We start from the raw sequence: 26,359 nt of genomic DNA, 5'->3' as shown, positions 1-26,359 counted from the left end.
GACTGAGATTGACGCCGGCCAGCAGATCCCCAACTCGCCCGCGGTGCTGCTCACTCGCCAGCTGCCGTGATCGGCGCGGGATCGCCTGTGGCGCGCTAGCACGGACCTGCACCCGTCGTGGAAAGCTGCCCAACCGAAGATCCTCAAACCGGCAAAGACTAGTCGCTTGGAAAGAGCACCGATAGGCTTCGCGCTCCGGAGCGGCGTGCGCGTGCCTCGAGACGCCGCGGTGTAACAGCAGCAGGCACCACGACGGCGGCGATGGCCGATGCGTCAACCAGTTCGTAGGCGTGGGCGTTAATGCAATCCGATAAGAACCGCCGCTGATCGACGGTTCTGGCTGCCCATCTCAAGCTCGACACCGATCGGGCGATTGAATGGAACTCTTCTCTACAGCCTCATGGACAGCCCGACTGCGGGGTCCTGCCGCTTCGGGCGGATGCTGGCCGCACTGCGGCTCTCCGGCCGGTCGCGGCCCGCGCCGCTTATGCAAGGCGTCGGAGTACAAATGCCGAGGCAACGTTCTGGACGTTCCATGATGGGATGAATGCATCACATCAATCCGGACGTTTGACGCAAATTGCGCAGATCGTGCGTTGTGTCGACTGAAGGTATCGGCTTGGGGTCGATCCACGTCTGCCGCAAAGGTTATGCTGAAGCATGGACTACGACGGCTTAGAGTTCTTGCGGGCTAGCGGTTGGCAAAATGCCGATGAAAACCATCCTGCCGGAAAAGGCCACTCAGGATATCGAATCGTCTGGCGCTCGCTAGCCTGGATGGTTTATCCAGAAGCAGTTTTTGGCTTTAGCAACATGCGCATCCGGATCGGTGTTGGCGATGTGGATATTGGTGGAATGGTTCTCACGAACGCCGTGCCGATGCGTGAACATGGTCAATGGATTCTTCCTCAGGAAATACACTCTTCCCCGCCTGGCGAGCAAGTCACATTCAGGAGCAAAGGGCCTGAAGTGATCGAGTTCAAAGCATGGCAGGAAACAGTTACGTCAATTTCGTTTGTGGAAATGCTCATGCGTACGGAGTCTAACGAAACGAAACCAATAGCCGTTGAGGGTCGCAAGGCAACAGCGAGCATGTTGACATTACTCCAATTTTCATTCGGACATAGAGTGGCTGCGGTTCCACTTGCAGAAGAAGTAGGTGAGGTTTTCCCCGACTGGCATTGGAACAGGTCACTCGCATCAGATTCGCTTGCGTGGGAGCCGCAACTCGACTTGCAGGGAGAGACTGCCACCGGATTACGCGATACGTTGAAACCACTAATCGACAACTGGCTCTCTCGTCGCGAGAGCAAACGCTCGGTTGTGCGTATAGCGTGTCAATGGTGGCAACTTGCAGCCGCTCAGTCTGATCTCGCCATAAAATACATAACCTTATGGCTAGTAGCAGAAGCACTTCTCGATCGGACACATATGGCCACGCGACTGCACTCGCTTTTGGGTTGCTCTCCAGGGATGTGGAAAAAACTCATTGACCGCCTGTATAGTCGCCGATGCAGGCTGGCTCACGGAGAAGATCGGGAGGCCGACGAAATGGAAATAGCGGAGATGCGCTGTCTAGCAGGCGTTCTTCTGTCCGCTGAGCTCTGTGCTACTCCGCTTCCTACCTATGCCACACAGCTGAAGAAGCTGGTCTCTGCCGCTGCCCCTTAGCGAGTGCTACTTGGCATTGTGCCTACTGGCCAATTGCCAATGCGTCCGCTACTGACTTGACAGCCTCGATCACTGCCGTGCCAGCGGTACCCGCCATGGTGGCGATGCCTGCAATCTTTTGCAAGGCAGACTTTATCTTCTGAGGGCTGTCGGCCTCATCTATTTCTGCACTTGCTACATCTAGATCAGTAGCAGAATCGGCATCCAGGTGTTCCCTTAATTGACTCACGGCGGACATGAGGTTACCTAGATTAACGCTCTGCGAGGTGTTCGATCCCGCGACGAAGGTATTGCCTTGCACAGTGTTATCACGACCAAACACGCCAGCCGCCTGGTCGTTGAATGTGAAGTTATCACCGGTATTCATTTCTAACCTTTCAAGAGTAACCGTACAGTTGATTGGGATGGCTTCGGTCTGCTGATGACTCGACCTATCTATGCTCTCAGCAAGGTCTTTCATCTGGCGCACAAGTCCCTTGCTTTCTCCGCGGAAGTCATCGGCCAGAAAAATAAGGTCATTAATCGGAAATTCAGCCACAGTAGCCACTATCCCCATTATATCAGGTTGCAGATACCCCTTTTTTCCTCGACGAGACAGGCGCTTGAGTTGAGACGCGAGAAAATCGCGCAGCAATCTGGAGTCGAAACCATCTGGGTAAGATCGCCGCGCGCGCAGAACGAGTCGCAGCGTCTCCAGTTGATGATACGTTCGAAATAGTTCCGTACGAATGAAACGAGCTTCATCAACGTGAAACTCTCTTCTGCGCAGAACAAAAGTTGCTATCGGACGAGCGCCTAGAATGGTGAAATTAGCCTGAAAGGCGATCTTATTACGGGCTGTATCGACTTCGTCGAGGAAGAAGAGTGGCCGGCCAGAACTTATAAACCGCGCCGTTTCGCTGCGGCCCTTACGAGTGGTTCTCTGCAGAAGGTCTGCCGCCAACATTTGATCGAACTCACGCAGCGGCCTCTCTTGCCCCGATATGCGCACGGGAAGATTGAAGATTCTTTGCGCCAATGCTGTGGCGGTGCGAGGTCCAACACCTTCCCTCCACTTGATCACAAACGCAAGATCGGCACGCCATGTTAGCCCAGTCGAGAGCAGTCGCCGATGGATCGGCTTAATCCATATCGATGATCGATCACTCCAGGCTGCTGCCGGGAACCTAATAAGAGGAGTTGCATCGATGAACGGCTGAGGGCCGCGCCATGGACGTGGTTCGGTGGTATCCAGCAGTGGGCGAACCACACCAACACCGCGGATAAATTCCCGACCTATATCTGGGTCGGGCCAACTCGGTCGAGACAATCGACCGGTGTCACGGCTGATGAGAAGTCTGAGATCAACGAATGGCACCTGGATAGTCAGGAAATGACTTCTCGTTAGACGAAGTTTCCTTGTCATGTGCACAGCATCCATATGTAGGCGCAACGGTCCCCTCGACTAACGATAGGGGACCGCCGGGGTAGAGTACGGTCCTTTGCCGTACATACGAGAATCGAACTCGCCCCACCGATGCCACAGTCACTGCATCATCGATAGTCGGCCCCAGCCGACCCGCATTTCCGGCCCTCAGCGCCCACAGCTAACCAAGGTACCGGACGTAGGCTAGCACACGTCCGAGTGGATTGAGCGTGATTTCTTAACTAGAGAAGAAATATGCAGGTCCTGGCCACGTATGTGGTGTCGTATGGTGGGAATGGCTCTGGCGCTTCGCGCGGAGCAGCTACAAGGAGGCGATGTCAGTGGCCCTGAGACCCGGTACACAAGTACGGTTCCGCGTGCGAGAAGGTGACCGTCTCGGGTCATCTTGGTCGATCCTTACAGTCAAGGGCAAGGGTGACGTATATGCGATACATCGCGAAGCTGGACACCTGCTCAAGACGTCCTTCCACGAATCTGGGCAATGGCACTTCTCGGTAACACGTGAAGGACGAGGTCGACTTCAACAAGGCGAGTCTCCTTATCTGGGCGTTGTAAAGGAGCACGGGGAGCTTGTCCCAGGGTGGATCCACGCGATGCGTATTACTGTGCCTCGGAGTGAACTTCGCGAGGGATACAACGAGCAGGTTAGTGAGAAGCCCGCCGTAGATATCCCTCCCCACCCCGAGATGGATGCGGTGTCAATAGATCTACTCCTGGGTAGTGAGCAAGCTGCGCCCCTTTATGTGGAGCATGCGTTCCCTGTAGCCTTTATGAGGCGTGGCGATGGAGGGCAGGCCATCGTCGTAGCACGTCCAATGTTGCTGGACGAGCCCATACCCATAGCGATGTCAACTCGTATCGCACAAGTGCGACGCGATCTGCGGCAGCAGGGATGGGACGGGACGTCTCCCACGCGAGCAGTGGTAATCGGTCATGATGAGAACGGAGGCTTCCATCGTCAGATTGAGATCGCAGTCGATCCTGATCCATCTTGATCGTGGAGAGTACCTGGCTCCCGTTTGCAAGCAGGCACTCATCGGCGAAGCCTCCAGACGCGTAGGGAGGCTCCGCCCGTTCTTCGTCGCCCTTTCCGCTTGAGGGCGTGCTCAGGCTTCTACCGAGTGGTTAGGTCTCGAGGGCGGCCTCGATTCGGAGATTGATCTGGCTGTCGCGCCCGTCGAGGCACTTGGCGTACCGCTTGAGGAGGACTTCCACGCTGTTGCCGGCGCGCTCCGCTACCACGGTCGCGTCGACACCTGCGTTTAGCCACGTGGAGAGGGCGGCGTGGCGGAGATCGTAGGGCTTTCCAGCGAGCGGCGAGGCGACCTGCTGCGGGGTCAAGGCGAAGCGGCGGGCCTCTTCCCAGGCCCGTGAGTAAGTTGAAGCGCCGAGAACGCCACCGCGTTCGTTGCGGAACAGCCGTCCGTCTGGGGCCGTGCCGAACTCTCGGAGGTGATCTCGCAGGATGCGAACCAGTTCGGGCGGGATCGGCACCGGTCGAACCTCGCGTTCCTCCCGCTGTTTGAGCCCGCGCTGGTCGTGTACGGTCCCGTTGTCTGTCCATTGCTTGCCACTGCTTGGGCGGGTGACTTCGAGAGTGAGCAGCCCCCATCCCTCCTCCGGCAGAAAGCAGTCGCTTTCTCGGAGCCCGATCGCCTCGGCTGGACGGAGGCCGGCGAAGTACAGGGTGGCGAAGAACGCCACGAGGCGGCGTCCTCGGGCACGATGCCAGCTACCCACATAGGAGAGTGCGCCTGCCGAAAATTGCGTCCGTCCAGTTCAAGCGGCGTGTGAGTATTCGTGGATGATTCCGCCGAGCCGGTCGTGTCGGCAGATGTTCAGGTCGATGATGCGCGCCGGTTCGGGGACGGCGCGGAGTGGAGCCGCCTGGTCGAGGGCTTGATGAGCGCGATGCTCGTTGTAGAAGCGTTCGTACTCGCCCAGGGCGTGGCGTAGGTGGCGTTCGTTCCAGAGCAGGCAGCGGTCCAGGAGTTCGCGGCGGCAGGTTTGCACCCATCGCTCCATGATGGAGTTCATCCGTGGCATCCGGATGCCGGTGAGTACGGTCTGGATCCTGGCTTCGGCGAGGATCTCGTCTATGCGTGCGGGGAACTTGCCGTCACGGTCTCGGATCAGGAAGCGTGCCCGGCAGCTCGCGTCCTCCAGGTCCATGATGAGGTTCCTTATCGTCTGGGTCACCCAGGCCGCGGTGGGGTGAGTGGTGGTGCCAAGCACGCGGATGCGCCTGGTGGCGTGCTCGATGACGGCGAGGATGTATTGGCGCTGTCCTTTGAGGGTGACGGTTTCGATGAAGTCGCAAGCCAGGAGTGCGTCGGCTTGTGATCGTAGGAAGCCGGCCCAGGTGGTGGAGGCCCGCTCGGGTGCTGGGTCGATGCCTTCCTGTCGGAGAATCTCCCAGACCGTGGACGGTGCGACCTTCAGTCCGAGCGTGGTGAGCTCGCCGTGCACTCGCCGATAGCCCCAGGATGGGTTCTCTCGGACCAAGCGCAGGATGAGCGTGCGGATGGAGCGGACCGTGGGCGGGCGCCCTCGCCGCTTCGGCCGGCAGGTACGGGCATGCTGCTGCTTCACGATCTCGCGGTGCCAGCGCAGGATGGTGTCCGGGCGGACGACAAGCCGCAGCCGACGCAGGACGGCTCGGGGCAGTGAGGTCAGGAGCGCGGATAAGAACAGGCGGTCTTCAGGGGCGAACCTTACCCGTACATCGGCGCCGAGCTGCCGCTGAAGGACCATGATCTGGTGACGCAGAGCGAGAATCTCGACATCCTTGTCACGATCACTCATCGGCAGTAGCCGCAGTGCGGCGAACGCGTTCGTGACGGTGAAATACGCCAGGCGAAGAAGCACGACCGATCATCATGCCGCACACAGTTTCCTGCCTGGACGGGTGGAGACCGCCTATGCCAGTCTGGGCTTCGCAAGGCCATGACCTGGCCGGACGGGATTGTCGGCAGGCGCAAGGCCGCCGCCCGCCACCAAGCCGCCACCGATCCCGCCTGGCAAGACGACTACCGCCGCTGGCGGCCCATGGTCGAACGCGCCGTGGCCTGGCTGGTCGCCCGAGGCAACCGCCACCTGCGCTACCGCGGCACCGCTGCCAACCACCGCTGGCTCCACCACCGCGGCGCCGCCCTCAACCTCCGCCGCCTGATCAATCTCGGACTCACCCGCAGCAGAGGCATCTGGACTCTCGCCCCGATCACTCCATAACAAGAGGGTGAGCCAGCTCACGCCGACTCACTCATCAAGATCTTCAGGACACTCCTAGCCGGCTCTAACCGGCTGCCGTCCGACAGTGTCCCCGCGCCGGTGTCTCTGGCTGCGCTCGGGTCAGCCTGACCGGCGTCGTCGTGGCCATCCTGCGGTCGGTCCGCGCTTACGCGGCCACCACCAGCGCAGCACGAGGCGGCCGTCCGGCGGTGTCGGGCAGGCGGTGCAGGGCCGGGCACGGGCGAGCTGATGGAGGCGGTGGCATCCGCGAGTCGCACCTCGCGACCTGACCGGCACATGCTCGGCCTGCCGCTGGGAACGGGAACCGCTGCACCAGAACAGCGCCCAGCCGGATCAGTGGACGTGGGCGCGGGGAAGATCTTGAGAGCTGAGAAGTCGCTGCAGGCGTTCCATGCCTGTCTGGAGGCTCTGGTCGTCCAGGGCATAGGACAGGCGGAGGCAGCCCGGAGCGCCGAAGGCTTCGCCGGGCAGCAGGGCAACTGAAGCTTCATCCAGGATAAATGTGGCCAGCTCGGCGGTGTTCGCGAAGGAGCGGCCGAGGATGGTCCGGGTGAGCAGGCGCTCAACGGAGGGGAAGCAGTAGAAGGCGCCAACGGGGGTGGGACAGTCGACCCCGCGGATTCCCTGGAGAACGTCAACCATGAGCCGGCGCCGCCGATCGTAGGCGGCCAGTACGTCGGCGAAGCCTGGGCGACCGCTACGCAGCGCCACCACGGCGGCGGCCTGGGCGACGTTGGCGACGTTGGACGACATGTGGGATTGCAGGTTGATCGCTGCCTTGACCGCCGCGTGGGGACCGTAGAGCCAACCGACGCGCCAGCCCGTCATGCCATACGTCTTCGACACGCCGCCGATGACGATGCAATGCTCGGCCACCTCGGGGGCCGCCACGGGCATGGACTGGGCCACCGCTCCGTCATAAACCAGATGCTGGTAGATCTCATCGCTGATCACCCAGATGCCGCGCTGTGCCGCCCATACGCCGATCGCCCGAGTCTCTTCCGGCGTGTAGACGGTGCCGGTCGGATTCGCGGGAGAGCCGAAGAACAGCACCTTGGTCCGTGGCGACAGGTGTGCGTCCAAAAGCTCGGGTGTCACCTTGTAGTCCATGCGGCTGTCAGTGGCAACCGCGATCGGCGTCGCGCCGGCAAGCCGTACGGCCTCGGGATAGGTGGTCCAGTAAGGGGCGGGAATGAGAGCCTCATCGCCACCGTCGAGCAGGACCATGCAGGCGAGATAGACCGCCTGCTTGGCGCCGTTCGTCACAAGGATGGCGCTGTCGTCAATGTTGAGGCCGGTATCGGTGAGGACGGTCTGGGCGATGGCTTGCCGCAAATCCGGCAGCCCGGCCGCGGAGGTGTATCGATGATTGACCGGATCGGTGCAAGCCCGCTGGGCGGCTTCCACAATGTGGTCAGGGGTGGGAAAGTCGGGCTCCCCGGCGCCGAAGCTTACAATGCGGTGTCCCGCTGCTCGCAGTTCGGCTGCGCGCGATGAGACCGCCATGGTCGCAGACCCCGCTATGGCACCTGCTCGTTCGCTCAACTTGATAGACATGGTTCCTCCACTCACAAGGACAAATCGGCGAGGGCATTGAGAAAGAAGTCGTTCTCATCGGGGTGTCCGACGCTCACGCGCAACCAGCTGGCCGGGCCCAGATCACGGACGAGAACGCCGCGTTCGGCCAGCCGCGCCGCCACTTGCGAGGAGTCGGCTCCGGTGTCGAAGAAAAGGAAGTTTGCATCACTCGGTGCTACGTCGTGACCAGCGTCGATCAGCGCACTGCGCATTCTCGTGCGCTCGGAGAGGATGACCGGGATGTGAGCCAGCAGGTCGTCGGCGTGCTCGAGTGCGGCGAGCGCGACCGCCACTGTCAGCGTGGACAGGTGGTACGGCAGCGCGACGACCCGCAGAGGCTCCAGCACGTTCGGTGAGGCGAGCAGAAAGCCCATCCGGATCCCGGCGAGACCGAACGCCTTCGACATGGTCCGGGAGATCACCAGCTGAGGGTGCTCGGCGAGGAGCGCGGCCTGGCAGCCTACGCTGGAGAACTCGACGTAGGCTTCGTCGAGCACGACCAGCCCTGGTGCCGTACGCAGGATGGCGTCCAGCGTCGCGAGGTCCAGAGGTGTTCCTGTCGGATTGTTGGGCGCGCAGAGAAAGATGATGTCAGGTCTGTGCCGTTGGACGGCGGCGATGGCCATCTCATGATCGAGGGCGAAGTCCGGTCCCCGGGTCGCGGACGTCCATCGGGTTCCGGTCACCCTAGCGACGTTCTGGTGCATGGAGTAGCTGGGCCCGAATCCGAGAGCAGAGCGTCCAGGGCCGCCGTAGGCCTGGAGTAGGTGCTGTAACACCTCGTTGGAGCCGTTACCAGCCCAGACCATGTCGGGGCTTACGCCTTGGCCGACATACCGTGCCAGCGCGGTCCGCAGCGCCGTCAGGTCGGTGTCCGGATAGCGATTGGCGTGCGCCAACGCGTGATTCGCGGCGGCGTGCAGCGCCTCAAGGTGGCGTCCCATGAGCGGAAACGGGGACTCGTTGTTGTTCAGCGGCGCCGCTGGAGCGACTGCGGAGGGGAAGGGGTGCGTGTCGTACGGCCGAGTCGTCCGCAAGTCGTCGCGGACAAGCAGGGGTGGCATTCATTCTCCGGTTGCGTCTGGCGATCCATTGATGCGCGCGAGGAGGCGATGCATGGAGGTCGTCCAGTTGCTTTCCAACTCGCGGATGGCCGTGGCCAGGTCTTGTTCTGCCAGGGCCGCGGCGATGCGCTTGTGCTGGAGGACCGATTCCCGGGCGGTGTCAGGATCGCCGAGATAGGCATGTTCGTAGCGATGGATGACGCGCTTGGAGTCCTGGATCATGTCAAGGAGCCGGCCATTGGGGCAGGACGCCAGCAGGCACGCGTGCCACTCGTCATCGGCGCGCTGTGTGTCGCGCGCGTCCCCGGCGGGCATCATCTGCTCGGCCAGTTCGATGAGTTGCGGAGCGCGTTCGGCGAGTTCCCCAAGGTCGGAGAGCTTCATCGCGAACACTTCGAGGTTCGCGATGATCGGATAGGCCTCGCGGACATCCTTCTCGCTGAGTGTTGAGACGTAGTAGCCCCGATTCGGGCGGGCGTCGAGGATGCCCTCCTGCGCCAGGCTTGCCAGCGCTTCGCGAAGCGGGGTCCGGCTCACGCCGATCTCCGTGGCGAGATGGACTTCGTTGATGCGGGAGCCCACCGGATATTTGCCCTTGAGAAGGCGATCGAGAATGTCGTCTCGGACTTGCTCGCGCAAGAGTCTGCGATCGATCGCCACTGCGCCTCCAGGCTCTGCTCTAGGGTGTCGAGAAGAGAATACTACATACTGAACTCAGAGTGCATTCGCGTGACTCTGACTCCGACTCATCCACCTATACCTGCGGAGGCCGCTCCATGCCCCGTTTTGCCCTCCATCAATCACTCAAAGTCACGAATAGGTTGACGTTGAGTGACGACCTGTATGACGCTCCCCGGCGGTTTCACCGGACCTTGCCGGGTTATACGCGTACGCCCCTGGTGGATGTGCCGGATCTCGCGCGACGGATGGGGGTGGGGCGCGTGCTGGTCAAGAACGAGCAGTCCCGGCTCGGCCTGCCCTCGTTCAAGATCCTCGGTTCGTCCTGGGGCATCCACCGCACGCTGTGTGAACGCCTTGGCCTCGACCCCTCCGCCACGTTCGAAGAGCTCCGCCAGGCCGCCGGGCCGGTACGTGATCACGTACTGACCTGCGCGACGGACGGCAATCACGGCAGGGCCGTGGCCCATATCGCCGCGCTCCTCGGCCTGCGCGCGCTCATCTACGTGCCGCTCGATGTGTCGGCGTCGCGGGCGGCGGCCATCGAGGGCGAAGGAGCCCAGGTTGTCCGGGTGTTCGCGAGCTACGACGACGCGGTGCGCTACGCCGCGGCCCAAGCCGATCACGATCCACGCACCATCCTGATCTCCGACACCGCCTGGCCCGGATACGAGACAGTGCCGAAACGCGTGATCGAGGGATATTCGACGATCTTTCAGGAGTTCGACGAGCAGGTCGGCGAGCTGGGTCTCGATCCCGCCCAAGCCGTGGATCTGGCAGTCGTGCCTGCGGGGGTGGGGGCCTTCGCCGCGGCGGTCGGCCTGCACTTCGGCGGGCGCCCGGCTACGCGCATCGCCACGGTGGAACCCGACAGGGCCGACTGTGTGCACCGTTCACTGTCCGCGGGAGAGCGCATCACGGTGCCGGGACCGCACCACTCGATCATGGCGGGCCTGAACTGTGGCGAGACCAGCGTGGTGGCCTGGCCGGTCCTGGTCGAGACGGTGGACGCCACTCTCACGGTTGACGACGAAGCCGCGCGCGATGCCATGCGGATACTGGCCGAGTGTGGGATCGAGTCGGGAGAAAGCGGTGCCGCTTCGCTCGCAGGCGCCCTGCTGGCGACGACCAACCCCGACCTTCGCGCCGGCCTTGGGCTGACGCCGCGCAGTGCCATCCTGCTGCTGAACACCGAGGGCGCCAGTGACCGCGAGAGCTATTTGCGCACCGTAGAAGGTATGGCCGCCTCCAGCGGCTGACCGCCCGTGCCCGGAGCGTGTGAGATTCGGACGCCCCGGTTCCTGATTTTTCGCCAGGACAAATAGGCTCCCCCATCTTCTTGACAACGGTCGCCAGGCATCTGCATTCTGTGTTCAGAGCGCACATCTAGGGGCCTGCCTCAACTGCTCGCATCCCCGACGGCCGACTCCGGCCTTCTCGACGAAACAAAGATGGGATGAATATATTGCTGCGCACGAGAGGCCTGGCGGCCGTCGGCATGGCCCGCTCGGTCATGTCCCGTTTTTACTCCCCGGCCACAAAGGCGATCTTCAGGGAGAGCCCGAGACACGTGCCGCGGGCCGAGCCTGTGCTCGTGAAGTAAAGCAAGCGAAGGAAACCACCTTGCTCCGTTACCTCACGAGCCGCGTCGCACAGGCGGTGCTGGTCCTCGTCGGCGCGACCTTCACCATCTTCGTCATAACCTTCGCTCTGCCGGGCGATCCCGTACAGGCGCTGGCCGGTGAGCGTGCCGCCGACCCGGCGTTCGCGGAGGCGATCCGCGCCAGATATCACCTCGACGACCCGTTGCTCATGCAGTACGGCCGTTTCCTGCTCGGAGTCGTTCAAGGCGACTTGGGGCAGACATTCAGCGGGCAGGACGTGGCCCAGATGCTCAGTGAACGGATCGGGGTCAGCGCGCAACTCGCCGCCGTCGCCCTGGCGTTTCAGATTCTCGTCGGAATGGGCGCCGGAATCCTGTCCGCTCTGCGCCGCAACGGCATCGCCGACACCGGAGTGCGCATCTTCACCCTCGCCGGACTATCCATCCCCTTCTTCGTGACCGCGTTCATCCTCCAGCTCGTTGTGGGCGTGAAGCTGGGCTGGCTGCCCGTGGCCGGATCGCAGGACGGACTGCTCAGCTACATCCTGCCTGGGCTTGTGCTCGGATCACTCTCCACCGCCTACGTCGCACGGCTGACCCGAGGTCAGCTCAACGAGGCGCTGCGCGAGGACTACGTGCGCATGGCCACCGCGAAGGGGGTCACCAGGGTCCGGGTCGTGGTGCACCACGCCCTGCGTAACAGCCTCATTCCGGTAGTGACCTTCCTCGGCCTGGAGGTGGGCGCGCTCCTCAGCGGCGCCGTCATCACCGAGAGCATCTTCAATCTCCCCGGCATGGGCCAGGCCATGGCGCGTGCCGTCTATCTGGGCGAGCGCACCACAGTGGTGGGCATCGTCACCGTCTTCGTCCTCGTCTACGTGATCGTGAACCTGGTCGTCGACCTGCTGTACGCCGTACTCGACCCGAGGATTCGTTATGCCTGAGCTCGCTACGGTCAGTGACATACCGCAGCGAACCGCGGAGCCGCGACGGAGGCGGCCGGCGGTCTGGCGCAGGTTGTCGCGCAGTCCGTTGTTCTTCCTGTCCGCCGTTCTGCTCTTGATCATGGCGGCCATGGCCGTCGCGCCGGGTCTTCTGTCGCCGGCCGATCCATACCAGTGCGACCTCGGCTCAACGCTCGCCGGAGCGGATGCCGGACACTGGTTCGGCCGCGATCTGCAGGGCTGCGACGTGTTCTCGCGCAGCGTGTACGGCGCGCGGGCGAGCCTCGGCATCGGCGTCGCCGTCTCCCTGTTGACCGGTCTCATCGGCGGCGTCATCGGCGCCGCGGCCGGATACTTCGGCGGCTGGGTCGACGGCGCCCTGTCAAGGGTCATCGAGATCTTCCTGGCCATCCCGCTGCTGCTGGGCGCCAGCGTCCTGCTCACGCTGTTCGGCACGTCGGACAGCGGCGCCTGGATGGTGATCATCGCGCTGATGGTGCACGGCTGGCCGCAGGTCGCCCGGATCACCCGTTCGTCGGTGATGGAAGCGAAGCAGCATGACTACGTGCTGGCCGCGGCGGCCATCGGCTGCTCACGATTCAGGGCGCTGGCCCGGCACGTGGTGCCGAACAGCCTCGGTCCGTGGCTGGTGGTCGTGACGACGAATCTCGGCGTGTTCATCACCTACGAGTCCATCATCTCGATGCTCGGGGTCGGGCTGCGCCCCCCGACGATCTCGTGGGGGCAGATGATCCACGACGCCCAGGCGCGGTTCCTGGAGGCTCCGCTACCGCTGCTGGGCCCGGCGTTGTTCCTCAGCGTCACTGTCTTGGCGGTCATCCTGCTCGGCGACGTCGTCCGGGATGCGATCGACCCGAGAGGGGCATCGTGACCAACGAACATCTGCTTGCCGTCGACGACCTGCGGGTCGAGTTCGCCGGCGATGACAGGTCCGTGCGAGTACTGCGCGGCGTGAGCTGGCATGTGGAGCGCGGAGAGACTCTCGCGGTTCTCGGGGAGTCGGGGTCGGGCAAGAGCATGACCGCCCAGGTGATCATGGGAATCCTGGACACCCCGCCGGCCAAGATCACTGGCGGCAGCGTGTACTGGGGCGGTCGCGACCTGCTTCGCCTGCCGGAGGCCGAGAGGCGCAAGGTGCGCGGCGAGGGCATCGCCATGGTTTTCCAGGACTCGTTGTCCGCGCTCAACCCCGTCGTACGCGTAGGGCCGCAGATCGGCGAGACCCTACGCACCCGCCTCGGCCTGTCCCGGGCCCAGGCGAAGGAAAAGGCGGTCGAGCTGATGCGGCAGGTCCGCATCCCGGACGCGGAGAAGCGCTACCGCCAGTACCCGCATCAGTTCTCCGGGGGAATGCGGCAGCGTGCCGTGATCGCGATGGCGCTGGCGCTCTCGCCGCAGGTGCTGATCGCGGACGAGCCCACAACCGCGCTGGACGCGACCGTGCAGGTTCAGATCCTTCGCCTGCTCCAGACGTTGCAGAGCGAACTGTCCATGGGGCTGGTGCTGATCACTCACGACTTCGGCGCCGTCGCCTCGGTCGCGGACCGGGTGGTGGTCATGTATGCCGGCCGGGTCGTGGAGTCGGGCGCGGTGCGTGACATCTTCGGCCGTCCTGCACATCCGTACACCAGAGCGCTGCTTGAGGCGGTCCCGCGGGCCGACCGCCGGGCCGGGCAGCTCGCAGCCCTGCCCGGACAGCCGCCGGTGCTGGGCACGGAGACGGACGGCTGCCCCTTCCGCTTTCGCTGTGCTCTCGCTCACGCCGCGTGCGAAGAGCGCGAGCCGGAGCTGAGCGAGCACGCGCAAGGCCGTTGGAGCGCCTGTCATCTGGGAAAGGAGCTGATCGCCGATGTGCTCCCAGCCAATTCTTGAGGTCACGGACGTCGCGCGCCATTACCCGGCAGGGCGTCGCTGGCCGAGGGGCCAAGCGTCACAGGTGCATGCCGTCGACGGTGTGTCCTTCACCTTGGGAGAGCGGGAGACGCTCGGCCTGGTCGGCGAATCCGGTTGCGGGAAGTCCACGCTGGGCCGGATTCTGGTCGCGCTCGACAGGCCCACGTCCGGCGCCGTCACCTACCGCGGTGAGGACATTCACCGGCTCAGCCGAGCCGGCTTGAAGGCGCTGCGGCGCAAGATCCAGATTATTCTGCAAGACCCGTACACCAGCCTGGACCCCCGCATGACGGTGGGTGACATCGTCGCCGAGCCGCTGGTGGTGCATGGGGAGGGGACGGCTGCTGAGCGCAGGCGCCGGACCCGGGAACTGTTCGACCTGATCGGCCTCAATCCCGATCACATCAACCGCTATCCACACGAGTTCTCCGGCGGCCAGCGCCAGCGCGTCGGCATCGCCCGCGCGCTCGTGCTCGGTCCGGAGATCGTCGTCTGCGACGAGCCGGTCTCGGCGCTGGACGTCTCGATCCAGGCGCAGGTCCTCAACCTGCTGGCGGATCTGCAGGAACGCATGAACCTGTCCTACATCTTCATTGCCCACGACCTGGCCGTCGTCCGCCAGATCAGCCATCGGGTGGCCGTCATGTACCTGGGAAAGATCATCGAGATAGGGGCCGAGGACGCCGTCTACGGCGAGCCAGGACACCCGTACACCCAGGCGCTGCTGTCCGCCGCCTTGCCGACGGACCCGCGCCTGGCCCAGGAGCAAGACGTGATCATGCTTGAGGGCGATCCCCCCAGCCCGACGGCGCCCCCGAGCGGCTGCCGCTTCCGCACTCGCTGCTGGAAAGCGGAGGACGTGTGCGCGGCGCACGAGCCCAGGCTGATGGAGGGCATGGACGCACGTCACCGTACGGCGTGTCACTTCGTCGGTCCCATCCGGACGCTCTCCGGACACCAAGCCATCTCGTAACCATTTTTTGCACACCATTCAGGAGGAAAAGTGAACAATCCCCCCAACGACCGGCAGTACGCCGTGCGCGCCGCCCGTGTGCTGGACCCTGAGTCAGGCGAGTACTACGAGAACGCGAGCGTCGTCGTAGCCGACGGCCGGATTGTGTCCGTCGTTGACACCCCGCCTGCCGACGCCGAGGTCGTCGACATGGGCCGGCTGACTCTCATGCCCGGTCTCGTGGACTGCCACACCCACATGCTGCTGCGCCCCGAAGACCAGGTGTGGCCGCCGGCGATCCTGTTCAAGACGCAGGTCTACCGGGTGATCGAGGGGGTCGCGGCGTGTGACCGGGCTCTGCAGATCGGTTTCACCAGCGCTCGTGACACCGACAACGAACAGGTCTGGCACGGTGACACCGCGCTGCGGGACGCCATCGAGGAGGGCATCATCCCCGGGCCGAGGATGGCCGTGGCCTCCGACGGCATCTCCATCACCGGCGGTGACATGCGCATCGACGACAAGGTCAACCCCGAGCTGAACCTGCCCGACGTCGCGGGGATGGTGGACACCCGGGACGAGCTGATCAAGGAGGTCCGCCGCCAGATCAAGATCGGCGCGGACTGGGTCAAGATCTACGCGACCAGCACGCGCAAGGATGTCGAGCCGGAGGAACTGGAGCCACTCCACCAGTTCACCGAGGAGGACATCGCCGCCGTGGTCGCCGAGGCCAAGCGGTACCGGCGCGACGTCGCCGCGCACGCCTACGGCAAGGACGGCGCTCAGGCCGCGATCCGCGGCGGCGTCCGCACACTGGAGCACGGCCCGCTCCTCACGGAGGAGGACCTGCAGGCGATGCTCGAGTTCGGCACCTACTGGGTGCCGACCATGGGCACGTATTACAAGCGCCAGCACACCGAGTTCGACAGGCGCTTCGTCAAAAGGCACGAAGGAGCTTTCAAGCGCGGCCTCGAACTCGGTGTCAAGATCGCTTTCGGCACCGACGTCGGCTCCTTCCCCCACGGCGAGCAGATGGACGAGTTCAGCCTGATGGTGCAGTACGGCATGAAGCCGCTGGACGCGATCAGGTCGGCCACCGTGGTGGCGGCAGACGTGCTGCGCAAGCAGGGACAGATCGGCACGCTCGCCGCCGGCGCTCACGCCGACCTCATCGCTGTCGACGGCGATCCCGTCCAGGACATCGAGGCGCTCAAGCGGGTGGCGTTCGTCATGAAGGGTGGTCTGGTCCACCGCGACGACCTCACCGTATCCGCGAAGGCTTCCGAGCTTCTGTGGACGCCGGTCCGCTGAACTCCCTGAGATGAGGCGAAGGGCCATGACCCGGTCACCCGGTGAGCTGGTGGTATATGCCGGGCTCCTGCGTACGGACCCCTGGGCGGCAGCCCCGGGTCCCGCGTGGCTGCTCATCAAGGACGGTCGTTTCGCGGAGATCGTCCCCGGCCCGACCAGGCCGGCCGAATGGCCCGACGCCTGTCCCACCCTCGACCTCGGGCAGGCGGTGGTCTCCCCCGGTCTCGTGGACTCCCACGTTCACCTGACCGAGTTCGGGGATGGAACCGGAGAAGAGGTCTCGGCGGCGCTCACCATGCATGAGCGAGTGGAACTGGGCATCAAGAACGCCCGGACCGCGCTGCGTGCGGGCATCACCACCGTCGCCGACTGCGGCGGCCAGCCGGAAGCCGTATTCGCGGTGCGTGCCAGGGCTGCCGACCTGGCCGGCTGCTCCCGGACGCTGGTGGCCGCAGCACCGATCACGACGGTACGCGGACACACCTGGCGCTTCGGCGGAGAGGCGGCGGACGCGGGTGACGTGGTGGAGCTGGCCACGCGGTTCGCCGCAGCTGGAGCCGACTTCCTCAAGATCATGGCCTCCGGCGGCGGCACCCCTGGTGCACCGGCTTGGGAGCCCAGCTTTCCCCAGGAGACGCTCCGAGCCGCCGTCGACACGGCCGCGGCGCTCGGCCGTCCGCTGAAAGTCCACTGCCTGTCGGCCGACTCCATGCGATCCGCCCTCGCGGCGGGTGTCACGCTCATGGAACACGGGAAGTTCCGCACAGCACAGGAGGACGGCAGCGGCTTCGACCCGGCTGTCGCCGAATCGCTCGCCCACGCCGGCGCGGTCATCTGTCCCACCCTTTCCGTCGGTCACCATGTGCTCGCCGCGCCACCCGCGGCCTCCGGGGACGTGGGCAGACTGTGGCGAAGGCGTCATCCCCACGACCTGGAAGACTTTCGGCGCCTGGTGAGCGGCGGCGTCCGGATGGTGGGCGGCACGGACGCGGGCTGGCGCTTCACCCCTTTCGACGCGTTGCCCACCGAACTGCGGCTCATGGCCGGCGCGGGGATGAGCAACCGGGACACCCTGGCCGCGGCGACCACCCACGCTGCCGCCGCACTCGGCATGGGCAACCGTCTCGGCCGGATCGCACCCGGATATCTGGCAGATTTCATCGCGACGGACGGCGATCCCGTGCGGGATCTGACCGCGCTCGACCGGATCCTCGCCGTGGCACGTGACGGGCAGGTCACCCGGTGAGCCAGGACGACCCGATGTGCATCCTGCTCGGCTGGCAGGCGGCCGCGCGGGAAGCCGGCGATCCGCAGACGGAACTCATGTCGCTGGGCACCGTCGGTCCGGCCGGCGACCCCAGCCTGCGCACCGTCGCGGTGAAGCTCATGGCCGACCGCCGGATCGGCTTCGTCACCGACAGCCGTTCCGGCAAGGCGCAGGACATCTCCGCCCATCCCCAGGTGGCGGTGCTGTTCACCTGGATGTCGCTGCGCCGTCAGGTCAGCGTGCGTGGCCGAGCGGTTCGCATGAGCACGGCGGAAGCGAATCGTGAGTTTCGCCGCCGATCCCGGCTCGCCCAGCTCGGGAGCTGGGCGAGCCACCAGTCCGCGCCCATCGCGGACCGCAGCGTCCTGGACGCCGCCATGGCCGCGGCCACCCGCCGCTGGCCGGAGGGCACACCCGTGCCCGTGCCCACGCACTGGGCCGGATATGTGATCACTCCGGTGGAGTACGAGTTCGTCCAGGCGGGTCGCCCCGATCGCCTGCACATACGTGATCGGTTTCGGCTCGTCGGGGACACCTGGATACGGCAGGCGCTCAGTTCCTGAGCTTGTTAGATCGGAAGTTAGACATGAAACGTCGAGAGCTCCTGGCCGGTGCCGTGCCCACGGTGATCGTCGGTGCGGCAGGTGGCCTGGGCAGTCCGGACGGCGACGGCATCCGCGTACGTGAGATGGGCAGCTACTACGTCGGCGGACGCTCGATGACGCTCACCGGTGCCGCGCCTCGGGACGCCTTCGTTGCCGAGGGGCAGCCCCCGGTTCGGGTAGATCCCAACGGCGACTTCGAAACAGGACAGGTCTATGTCCAGTATGTGCGTCTGGTGCGCCCTCGCAGTTCACTGCCACTGCTCATGTGGCACGGCGGTGGCCTGAGCGGCGCCTGCTTCGAGACCACGCCGGATGGGCGGCCGGGGTGGCAGCAACTTTTCCTGGCCGAGGGGCATGACGTCCATCTGACCGACGGGTTCGCGGGAGGCCGCGCCCCGTGGCAACGCTACCCGGAGATCGCCCCGGCCGAACCGGTGTTCCGTACAAAGCAACAACTCTGGGAATTGTTCCGCATCGGGCCCGCCGGCTCCTATGCCACCGATCCGGCTGATCGCCGGCCGTACCCGGACACGCTGTTCCCCGTGGCAGCCTTCGACGAGTTCGTCAAGCAGGTGGTACCGCGTTTTCGCACCTACGATCAGTCGACCCAGGCCGGCTATGAAGCCCTGGTCGCCAAGGTCGGGCCCAGTGTGATCCTCTCCCACAGTGCGGCCGGCCCGCTCGGCTACGCGGTGACCATCGCCGCTCCCGACCAGGTCCGTGCGCACGTCGCGATCGAACCGTCCGGTGCCCCCGACCCGTCGACCGTCGATTTCAGGAAGCTGCGCCGGATTCCGCACCTCGTCATCTGGGGCGACCATTTGGATGCGGATGACTCATGGGGCGAGTTGTACGCCTCCGCCCGTCGCTTTCACGATGCGCTGCGAGCGGCCGGAGGACGGTCCACCTGGATCGACCTTCCGGATCACGGTTACTCCGGCAACTCACACATGATCATGATGGATCGCAGCGCGGACAGAGTGGCTCATACGATCACCTCCTGGCTGGAGGACAACGTCAAGGGCTAGCGGAAGCCGCCTTGACGGAGTGAGCGTGCCCGCGCGGCAGCGGGTGCTGCCGGTCAACATCATCTTTATATGAATACAGAATTCAGCTTATCGCCTGTCGGCCACGACAGCAGTGGCCAAAGACTCATAGGTGGACCCATGATCTCGCCCTTTCGAGCCATCGCGACGGTCGTCGTCGCATCAGCATTGCTGACGTCGACCGCTTCGTGTTCAGGCGCCGACTCCCCGAACAGCGACCCCGAGCAGTTCTCCACGGCGATCCTGGAACCGTCATCGCTGATGCCGGCCAATTACTCGGAGGTCTACGGCGCCGAAATCGTGTCCGCCCTGTTCACTCCGTTGGTGACCTTCGACATCAAAACCAACGAAACCCAGATGCAGGTCGCGGAGAACATCGAGACCACGGACAACATCGTCTGGAAGATCAAGCTGAAGGACGGCTGGACTTTCCACAACGGCGAGAAAGTGACCGCCAAGTCCTTCGCCGACGCCTGGAACTTCGCGGTCAAGAAGGACTCCGCGCAGCTGAACGCCTATGTCTTCGGGGACATCTCCGGGTACAAGGAGACTGTCTCCGGTGCCGCCTCATCGATGTCGGGCCTGAAAGCGATCGATGATCAACATCTCGAGGTCAAGCTGGTCCGGCCGTCATCGCAGTTCCGGCAACTGCTGGGCTATCCGGCCTTCTCTCCGCTACCGAAGGTCGCCTACGAAAACCCCAAGGACTTCGAGCAGCAGCCGATCGGCAACGGGCCGTTCATGATGAACGGCGCCTGGGTGCACGACCAGACGATCAAACTGAGCCGTTACAACTCCTACGGTGGCACGAAGGCGAAGGCGGCCGCTGTCACCTACCGGATCTACCAGAGCTTTGACACCGCATACAACGACCTCCTCGCCGGCAACCTCGACATCTTGCGGGCGATCCCGACCGCGAAGGTCAACGAGGCGAAGCAACTCCTCGGTGAGCGTTTCCAGGAGTCGCCCAGTGGGCGGATGGAATATCTCGGCTTCCCGGTGGCCAACGAGAAGTTCAAGGAGGCCGGCGTACGGAAGGCCATCTCCATGGCGATCGATCGCGACGCGATCATCAAGGCGATCTTCCTCAACACGCGCACCCGAGCGACCGGCTATGTGCCACCGGTCGTACCGCGCGCGGCCGCCGACGCTTGTGGCGCCAGCTGTAAGCACGACGCCGCGGCGGCGAAAACGATGTTCCAGGCGGCGGGCGGGATCCCGGGCAACACGTTCACCATCGGCTACAACAGCGATGCACCTGAGAACAAGGAGTGGGTGGAGGCCGTGGCGCGGCAGGTGTCGAGCGCCCTCGGCGTCGATGTCAAGATCAATGCCTACCCCAAGCTGTCCGTGCTGCTGGACGACCTGGGCGCGGGCAAGGTGGACACCGCCTTTCGCACGGCATGGACCTTCTACTTCCCCAGCATCGCGAACTATCTCAAGCCGCTGTACGTCAAGGGCGCCGGCGAAAACTTCTCTCAGTACCACAACCAGAAGTTCGAAGACCTTCTTGGGGAGGGGGACTCCGCGGCAGATCCCCTGCAGGCCGACGAGAAGTATCTCCAGGCCGAAAAGGTCCTGCTCGACGACATGCCCTACATTCCCCTGTGGTACCAGGGAATCATCTCCGGACACTCCGCCCGGGTCAGTGACGTGATCGTCGATCCGTTCCGCCGCCTGCGTGTCGAATCCGTGACGGTCAAGTGATCGCTCTCACCCGCAAATGAAAGCGCTGGGAATCTGTACCGCTTCAAAACTCGTACACGTGGTCTGAGCTGGTGTTTCGTCGGGCCTGTCAGGCGGCCCGGTGGTACTCGTTGATGGCTCCGCTGAGCACCTTCGGCGCTGAATCCGGCCTTCCAGCGGCACCACGACGTCCTCGTCTTGATCGGGTGGGCGTTGTTGGCGGGACTGGTGCGGGCGGTGCGCGTTGTAGTGCTCGGCGTACTCGTTCAGAACCGATCGCAGATGGCGTTCGTCGTAGATCAGCATCAGCGCATTCGGCTCGGACGGTGCGCACCCAGCGTTCGGCGTAGCAGTTGACTCGGGGCGTCCGCGGCGGAGTCTTCACCACCGTGACACCAGCCCTGGCAAAGATCTCCTCGAAAACGGAGGTGAACTTGGTATCCCGGTCACGGATAAGGAACCGGAACGAGGTGGCCCTGTGCCCGAGGTCCATGAGCAGGTTGCGGGCCTGCTGGGCCGTCCAGGCGCCGGTGGGATGGGCAGTCACGCCCAGGATGTGAACGCGTCGTGTTTCTACCTCCATGACGAACAGGACGTACAGGCGTTTCAAGAAGATCGTGTCGATGTGGAAGAAGTCACAGGCGAGCAGTCCTTTCGCGTGCAGCCGTAGAAACGTCCGCCAAGAGGTGTCGAGGCTTCGTGGCGCCGGCCGGTGTCGGTGTGAACGCAGGATCCGGCGCACGGTCGCCTCGCTAACCTGCAAGCCGAGGCGAACCAGCTCACCATGTACCCGCCGGTACCCCCACCTGGGGTTCTCGCGGGCCAGACGGAGGACCAGATCCTGGATATCCTTGCTTTGTTCCGGGACGGCCAGTGCGGTGGGGGTAAATCCATGCGCGTTTGATCAAACGCCTATGCCAGGCCAATAAGGTGCCTGGGGTGACCAGCCGGTGAGCTCGCAGCGCCGTCGGCAGGAAACGGGCCAACGCCGCCAGGAGGGCCCGATCGGCCCAGTCCGGCTTCGGCCGGACGATCTGCCGTTTCAACACGGCCACCTCATGCCGGAGCACCATGATCTCGGCGTCTTTGGACGCCTGACTACGCCCCAGCAACACCAGCCAGCCAAACACTCGAATCAAGGTCAGATACAGCAGACGAACCGGCACAGACCGCGATCTTGCCCGCGAGGCCTCTGGAGGTCAAAGCCGCAGATCAGGCGCCACCCGATGAGTTATGAAGCGGCACAAGCGCGACATCGCACAGTGGACCCGTACGAGCGCGGCGGCCGTTTCGAGCCTGCTGCAGGGGCTGGAGCACCGCAGTCTCGTCGAGCGCCGAATGGAGCGCGGCGACGTGAGTGGCAAGCGCGTTCATGCGACGCCGACCGGCGTCGCATGAACGCTGGGCTGGACATCGCGATGGCCGCCCTCGAGGAGACGATTCTCGGCCCGTTGGACCAGGCCGAGCGGCTGACCCTGCACGCCTTGCTCCGGAAGATCACGGCAGAACCGCCGCATCCGACTCGGCCGTAGCGTTATTTCACTTCCTTGCGCGCCGCGCGGGCCGTGCCGAGCAGCAAAGGGATGACGATCCACAGGGCGGTCGATGCGGCGAGGCGGGCGGGGGCGACATGCGCCCAGTCGCCGGTGGACAGCGAGGCGGTGGTTCTGTTCAGGTCGAGCCATTCCGCGATCGTCGCGCCTGTGCCGCCGAGCGTGGCGACGGCGCTCCACAGGCCGGTGCTCGCCAGGCAGACGACGATCGCCGCGGGAGCGTTGAGCAGGAGTGCGCCCAGGGCCAATCCCATCAAGACGAAGAGCACGTTGGTGGTCGTCCAACCGGCCAGGGTGGCGAAGGTGGCGTTCCAGTGGGCGGGCGTGTGCCGTACGGCGCCGGCGAGCGCGGTCGCGGGGACCGCGACGAGCAGGGCGAACAGGCTTGCTGCCACTGCCACGAGCACGTTCGGGATCAGCTTGGCGGCCATCACCCGCCGGCGGCGGGGTTCGAGCGCGAAGGTGGTCAGCGCGGTGCGTTGGCTCCACTCGTTCGTCACGGTGAGGATCGCGAGCACCGGCAGGAGGGTGGCGTAGCCGATGCCGGCCGTCCAGACCAGGCGTCGCAGGTCGGGGCCCAGATACAGGCCGCGGCCGACGATCGCCCCGACCGTCAGGCAGAGCAGGACCGCGGTGAGGATCATGGAGCTGCGGGTGTCGAAGAGCTTGCGGCTCTCGACGGTCAGCAGGCGGTGGAAGGGCGTGGTCATGCGAGGCTCCGATCGGTGTTCGCGGTCAGCTCCAGGAAGGTCTGCTCCAGGCTGCGGCCGTGGTTGAGCTCGGCGATGGAGCCCTGGACGAGCACGCGCCCGCGGCCGATCACCACGATGTGGTCGGCCACCTGCTCCACCTCGTGCAGGAGATGGGAGCTCAGCAGAACGGCGCAGCCCGCGTCGGCAAGGTCGCGCAGCAGCGCGCGCATCCAGTGAATCCCCTGCGGGTCCAGGCCGTTGACCGGCTCGTCCAGGACGAGCGCACGAGGCTTGCCGAGCAGCGCGTGCGCGATGCCTAGCCGCTGTCGCATGCCGAGGGAGTAGGACCCGACGGCGCGCCGCCCTTCCGCGCGGGTCAGGCCGACCAGGTCGAGCACTTCGTCGACGCGCACCCTGGGCAGTCCCAGGACGATCGCGCCGAGGGTCAGGGTCTCGCGCCCACTGCGGCCGGGGTGCAGTGCGTTGGCGTCGAGCAGCGTACCCACTTGGGAGGCCGGGTGCTCCAGTTCTTGGTACGGGAGCCTGAACACGGTGGCCGACCCGGAGGTGGCCCGGCCGAGCCCCAGCAGGATGCGCAGCGCGGTGGATTTGCCCGCGCCATTAGGGCCGACGAAACCCGTGACGCTGCCCGGCTCGACGGTGAAGGACACGTCCTCGAGCGCCCGCACGTCTTTGTAGGTCTTGCTTACATGGCTGAACTCAATCACGGACCAAGTTCATCGCAAGTACGGCGCTCACTCATCGGAGCCAGGTCGAGCATCGGGTAGCCCTAGGGCGGTAGTGCCATCGACCCAGGTCGCTAAGGGCACGGTCGCGGCTTTCCTATGCTTGAACCCGTGTACGACCATCAGCCGCCACTCGACCGCTGGGGCAGCGCGCTGCGTTACCTCGCGGCCGTGGCGCCGATGCTGTTCTACGGCGCGATCTGGGCCTGGGTCCTCCCGCAGCATCCGGATCGGCTGCCGCGCGCGCTGCTCGACGTGGGTCTGAGCGTGCTGGGGCTGGTCCTGATGCGGTCGCGGCGTCGGTGGCCGTGGCAGATCGCCGCGGTGACCGTATTGCTGACCGCCCTGTCCAGCATGGCGACCGGGCCCGCCCAGGTGGCGTACGTGTCGCTGTGCACGCACCGCCGCCGGCGGCAGATCGTCCCGATCGCGTTTCTGTTCTGGGCCTGTACGGGCGTGTACGCGCTCTCCGGCGGCACAACGCAGCAGGCCGTTGTCAGCCTGACCACCAGCACCGCGATCCTCGGCGGGCTGACCATCTTCGGTCTCTACCTACGCTCGCTGCGCGATGCCGACCTGGCCGCCGACCGGGCGGAACTACAGCGCATCGAACAGGCCAAACTGGCCGAACGTGCGAAGATCGCCCACGAGATGCACGACGCCCTGGCCCATCGCATGTCACTGCTGGCGATGCTCGCCGGCGGCCTGGCTTACCGAACAGACCTCGGCCCCGAGGAAATGAGGCAGACCGCGCAGGTTATCCAGGAGAACGCCCACCAGTCGCTCAACGAGCTTCGCACCGTGCTCGGCACCCTCCACGCCGGTGGCGCCACTGCGGCCCCGCAGCCGACCCTGGCCGACCTGCGGGACCTGTTCCACGAGGTACGGGCCGCCGGGCAGAAGGTCATCGTGGCCGACGCCATCGAACAACACGACCTGCTGCCCACGCAGACCGGGCGCAACGCGTACCGAGTCGTCCAAGAGGCGCTCACCAACGCGCGAAAGCACGCACCAGCCAGCAGCGTAACCGTCGAGCTGAACGGGCGGCCGGGTGACGCGCTGCACATCCACGTGACCAACCCGGCCTCTTTCGGGGCAGCCGCCGGTCCCGGCGGAAGAATTGGCCTGGTGGGCCTGGGCGAACGGGTCCGTCTGGCGGGCGGCACGATGACACATGACCACCAGAACGGGCGGTTCATCCTCGATGTCCGACTGCCGTGGAAGGGTTGACCCGTGATCCGAGTGGTGATCGTGGACGACGACCCGATGGTGCGTACGGGCCTGCGCCTCATCCTGGGCGGCGAGTCCGACATGAAGATCGTCGGCGAGGCGGGCAACGGCCGCGAGGCGGTGGGCGTGATCCGCGAGTTGCGGCCCTGCGTCGTGCTGATGGACATCCGCATGCCCGGCCAGGACGGCCTGGTCACGACCGAGACGCTGCTGTCCTGGCCGGAGCCGTCGCGGATCCTGATCCTGACCGCCTTCGACGCCGACGACATGGTGCTGCGTGCGCTCCGCCTTGGCGCCGCCGGGTTCCTGCTCAAGGACACCCCGCCGGGCAAGATGGTCGAGGCGGTTCGCACCGTGGCCGCCGGCGAGCCGGTGCTGTCACCGAGCGTCACTCACCAGGTGATCGCGGCCGCCACAGGCGGGCACGAGCCACACCGCGAGGAGGCCCATCGGGAGCTGGCCAAGCTGACCGACCGGGAACGGCAGGTGGCCGTCGAGGTGGCCAGAGGACGTTCCAACGCCGAGATCGCACAGGGACTCTATATGAGCGTCGCCACGGTCAAGGCCAACATCACCCGCATCTTCGCCAAGCTCGGCACCGACAACCGTGTTCAGGTCGCCATGAAGGTCCGCGACGCCGGACTACTCTGATCCCCGCTGCGGCCAGTTCCTCGATCGGGCACTATGGGGCCACCGCCGCCCGCAACCCGCGAATAACTAATAGAGCGTCCAATTTGGGCCACTTGACCGAGGCGATGAGCCTGCGCGGGACGCGCAGGTCAAAGTACGCGCCGTAGCTTGAGGGCGTCTTCCTTGTCCTTGTCGGACGGCAAGCTGTAGCGCCGGATGGTCTCCAGGCGGGCGTGGCCAAGGATCTCGGCAACCAGGACCAGGTCAGTCTTGCCGCGGACCAGAGTGGTGGCGAGCGTGTGACGCAGGACGTGCGCGGTGGCGGGATCGTCCAGGCCGGCCGTCTGGGCGATTTCGGCCACGGCGCGCAGCCAGCGGATGCGGGCGCGCTCGGCCAGCGCGCGTGGCGCGTTCTTAGAGGGCATTTGGTTTGCCCATGTTTGTGTTAGTACGTTCCTCGCCAGGTTGGTGTCGCCTCGTCCGTTATGCGCTTGCTGGCATTGTCGATCAT

Annotated in this window: 24 protein-coding genes and 2 pseudogenes; 16 read left to right on the top strand and 10 right to left on the bottom strand. The window is 64.8% G+C overall.

Features of this window, described 5'->3' with window-relative positions; genetic code table 11:
* Positions 1–660 precede the first annotated feature (660 nt).
* Positions 661–1,671 carry a hypothetical protein gene (locus tag ACWD0F_RS38265; protein ID WP_449885211.1) on the top strand — a complete coding sequence of 337 codons (1,011 nt, stop codon included), beginning with the start codon at positions 661–663 and terminating at the stop codon, positions 1,669–1,671.
* 22 nt (positions 1,672–1,693) lie between these two features.
* Here the strand turns inward: ACWD0F_RS38265 and ACWD0F_RS38260 are convergent, their stop codons facing one another.
* The 3 genes from ACWD0F_RS38260 to ACWD0F_RS38250 all read right to left on the bottom strand — a co-directional run bounded on the left by ACWD0F_RS38260 (position 1,694) and on the right by ACWD0F_RS38250 (position 5,965).
* The gene (locus tag ACWD0F_RS38260; protein ID WP_449885208.1) at positions 1,694–3,076 is read right to left on the bottom strand and encodes a hypothetical protein; all 1,383 of its coding nucleotides are present in this window, start codon (positions 3,074–3,076) and stop codon (positions 1,694–1,696) included.
* A 1,146-nt stretch (positions 3,077–4,222) separates the two neighbouring features.
* Positions 4,223–4,801: a tyrosine-type recombinase/integrase gene (locus ACWD0F_RS38255; RefSeq protein ID WP_449885205.1), complete on the bottom strand. Its 579-nt coding sequence runs from the start codon at positions 4,799–4,801 to the stop codon at positions 4,223–4,225.
* Positions 4,802–4,876: 75 nt separating this feature from the next.
* Entirely contained in the window at positions 4,877–5,965 is a 1,089-nt protein-coding gene (locus ACWD0F_RS38250) for an integrase core domain-containing protein (RefSeq protein ID WP_449885202.1), read from the bottom strand.
* Positions 5,966–6,082: 117 nt separating this feature from the next.
* On the opposite strand from ACWD0F_RS38250, the pseudogene ACWD0F_RS38245 reads away from it, so the two are divergent.
* Positions 6,083–6,328: pseudogene (locus tag ACWD0F_RS38245) on the top strand (transposase); the annotation flags it as partial.
* A gap of 354 nt (positions 6,329–6,682) precedes the next feature.
* On the opposite strand, the gene ACWD0F_RS38240 reads toward ACWD0F_RS38245, so the two are convergent.
* Genes ACWD0F_RS38240 through ACWD0F_RS38230 form a run of 3 tightly spaced genes read right to left on the bottom strand, consistent with a single transcriptional unit; the run spans position 6,683 to position 9,651 of the window.
* Positions 6,683–7,906, bottom strand: coding sequence for a pyridoxal phosphate-dependent aminotransferase (locus tag ACWD0F_RS38240; RefSeq protein ID WP_449885199.1), 1,224 nt, complete (start codon positions 7,904–7,906; stop codon positions 6,683–6,685).
* An 11-nt stretch (positions 7,907–7,917) separates the two neighbouring features.
* A complete protein-coding gene (locus tag ACWD0F_RS38235; RefSeq protein WP_449885196.1) occupies positions 7,918–8,991 on the bottom strand; it encodes a histidinol-phosphate transaminase in 1,074 nt (357 codons plus the stop codon).
* Positions 8,992–9,651, bottom strand: coding sequence for a GntR family transcriptional regulator (locus ACWD0F_RS38230; RefSeq protein ID WP_449885193.1), 660 nt, complete (start codon positions 9,649–9,651; stop codon positions 8,992–8,994).
* 116 nt (positions 9,652–9,767) lie between these two features.
* Here ACWD0F_RS38230 and ACWD0F_RS38225 point away from each other — a divergent pair, with 116 nt between their 5' ends.
* From ACWD0F_RS38225 to ACWD0F_RS38175, 11 genes are all read left to right on the top strand, one after another.
* Positions 9,768–10,928 carry a diaminopropionate ammonia-lyase gene (locus ACWD0F_RS38225; RefSeq protein WP_449885190.1) on the top strand — a complete coding sequence of 387 codons (1,161 nt, stop codon included), beginning with the start codon at positions 9,768–9,770 and terminating at the stop codon, positions 10,926–10,928.
* A gap of 364 nt (positions 10,929–11,292) precedes the next feature.
* Complete coding sequence (locus tag ACWD0F_RS38220; RefSeq protein WP_449885187.1) at positions 11,293–12,216, top strand: ABC transporter permease; 924 nt, start codon at positions 11,293–11,295, stop codon at positions 12,214–12,216.
* The gene (locus tag ACWD0F_RS38215; RefSeq protein ID WP_449885184.1) at positions 12,209–13,108 is read left to right on the top strand and encodes an ABC transporter permease; all 900 of its coding nucleotides are present in this window, start codon (positions 12,209–12,211) and stop codon (positions 13,106–13,108) included. Before ACWD0F_RS38220 ends, ACWD0F_RS38215 begins: the two co-directional genes overlap by 8 nt.
* Complete coding sequence (locus tag ACWD0F_RS38210; protein WP_449885182.1) at positions 13,105–14,109, top strand: ABC transporter ATP-binding protein; 1,005 nt, start codon at positions 13,105–13,107, stop codon at positions 14,107–14,109. Before ACWD0F_RS38215 ends, ACWD0F_RS38210 begins: the two co-directional genes overlap by 4 nt.
* Positions 14,087–15,103: an ABC transporter ATP-binding protein gene (locus ACWD0F_RS38205; protein ID WP_449885180.1), complete on the top strand. Its 1,017-nt coding sequence runs from the start codon at positions 14,087–14,089 to the stop codon at positions 15,101–15,103. The genes ACWD0F_RS38210 and ACWD0F_RS38205 overlap by 23 nt, the downstream gene beginning before the upstream one ends.
* 30 nt (positions 15,104–15,133) lie before the next feature.
* The gene (locus ACWD0F_RS38200) at positions 15,134–16,393 is read left to right on the top strand and encodes an amidohydrolase family protein (RefSeq protein ID WP_449885178.1); all 1,260 of its coding nucleotides are present in this window, start codon (positions 15,134–15,136) and stop codon (positions 16,391–16,393) included.
* A 25-nt stretch (positions 16,394–16,418) separates the two neighbouring features.
* A complete protein-coding gene (locus ACWD0F_RS38195) occupies positions 16,419–17,639 on the top strand; it encodes an amidohydrolase family protein (protein ID WP_449885175.1) in 1,221 nt (406 codons plus the stop codon).
* Positions 17,636–18,223 carry a pyridoxine/pyridoxamine 5'-phosphate oxidase gene (locus ACWD0F_RS38190; protein WP_449885173.1) on the top strand — a complete coding sequence of 196 codons (588 nt, stop codon included), beginning with the start codon at positions 17,636–17,638 and terminating at the stop codon, positions 18,221–18,223. The genes ACWD0F_RS38195 and ACWD0F_RS38190 overlap by 4 nt, the downstream gene beginning before the upstream one ends.
* Before the next feature lie 23 nt (positions 18,224–18,246).
* A complete protein-coding gene (locus ACWD0F_RS38185; protein WP_449885170.1) occupies positions 18,247–19,293 on the top strand; it encodes a hypothetical protein in 1,047 nt (348 codons plus the stop codon).
* 138 nt (positions 19,294–19,431) lie between these two features.
* A complete protein-coding gene (locus ACWD0F_RS38180; protein WP_449885167.1) occupies positions 19,432–21,018 on the top strand; it encodes a peptide ABC transporter substrate-binding protein in 1,587 nt (528 codons plus the stop codon).
* Positions 21,019–21,475: 457 nt separating this feature from the next.
* On the top strand, positions 21,476–21,667 hold the full coding sequence (locus ACWD0F_RS38175; protein WP_449885164.1) for a hypothetical protein: 192 nt from the start codon (positions 21,476–21,478) through the stop codon (positions 21,665–21,667).
* A gap of 57 nt (positions 21,668–21,724) precedes the next feature.
* On the opposite strand, the pseudogene ACWD0F_RS38170 reads toward ACWD0F_RS38175, so the two are convergent.
* A pseudogene (locus tag ACWD0F_RS38170) lies at positions 21,725–21,835 on the bottom strand (IS3 family transposase); the annotation flags it as partial.
* A 395-nt stretch (positions 21,836–22,230) separates the two neighbouring features.
* Here ACWD0F_RS38170 and ACWD0F_RS38165 point away from each other — a divergent pair.
* The gene (locus tag ACWD0F_RS38165; protein WP_449885161.1) at positions 22,231–22,395 is read left to right on the top strand and encodes a hypothetical protein; all 165 of its coding nucleotides are present in this window, start codon (positions 22,231–22,233) and stop codon (positions 22,393–22,395) included.
* A 136-nt stretch (positions 22,396–22,531) separates the two neighbouring features.
* Here the strand turns inward: ACWD0F_RS38165 and ACWD0F_RS38160 are convergent, their stop codons facing one another.
* Entirely contained in the window at positions 22,532–23,260 is a 729-nt protein-coding gene (locus ACWD0F_RS38160) for an ABC transporter permease (RefSeq protein WP_449885159.1), read from the bottom strand.
* Complete coding sequence (locus ACWD0F_RS38155) at positions 23,257–23,970, bottom strand: ABC transporter ATP-binding protein (RefSeq protein WP_449885156.1); 714 nt, start codon at positions 23,968–23,970, stop codon at positions 23,257–23,259. Before ACWD0F_RS38155 ends, ACWD0F_RS38160 begins: the two co-directional genes overlap by 4 nt.
* A gap of 129 nt (positions 23,971–24,099) precedes the next feature.
* Between ACWD0F_RS38155 and ACWD0F_RS38150 the strand changes: the two genes are divergently transcribed.
* Positions 24,100–25,218 (top strand): sensor histidine kinase, encoded by a 1,119-nt coding sequence (locus ACWD0F_RS38150; protein ID WP_449885154.1) that lies wholly within the window; start codon positions 24,100–24,102, stop codon positions 25,216–25,218.
* Between the two features lie 3 nt (positions 25,219–25,221).
* On the top strand, positions 25,222–25,869 hold the full coding sequence (locus ACWD0F_RS38145; RefSeq protein WP_449885151.1) for a response regulator: 648 nt from the start codon (positions 25,222–25,224) through the stop codon (positions 25,867–25,869).
* 128 nt (positions 25,870–25,997) lie between these two features.
* On the opposite strand, the gene ACWD0F_RS38140 is transcribed toward ACWD0F_RS38145, so the two are convergent.
* A partial coding sequence (locus ACWD0F_RS38140) for a tyrosine-type recombinase/integrase (protein WP_449885148.1) occupies positions 25,998–26,359 on the bottom strand: 362 nt, incomplete at its 5' end.

This window comes from Nonomuraea sp. NPDC002799, from assembly GCF_053592075.1.
The sequence above is the reverse complement of the archived record's forward strand: the minus strand, read 5'-3'. Positions and strand labels throughout refer to the sequence as shown.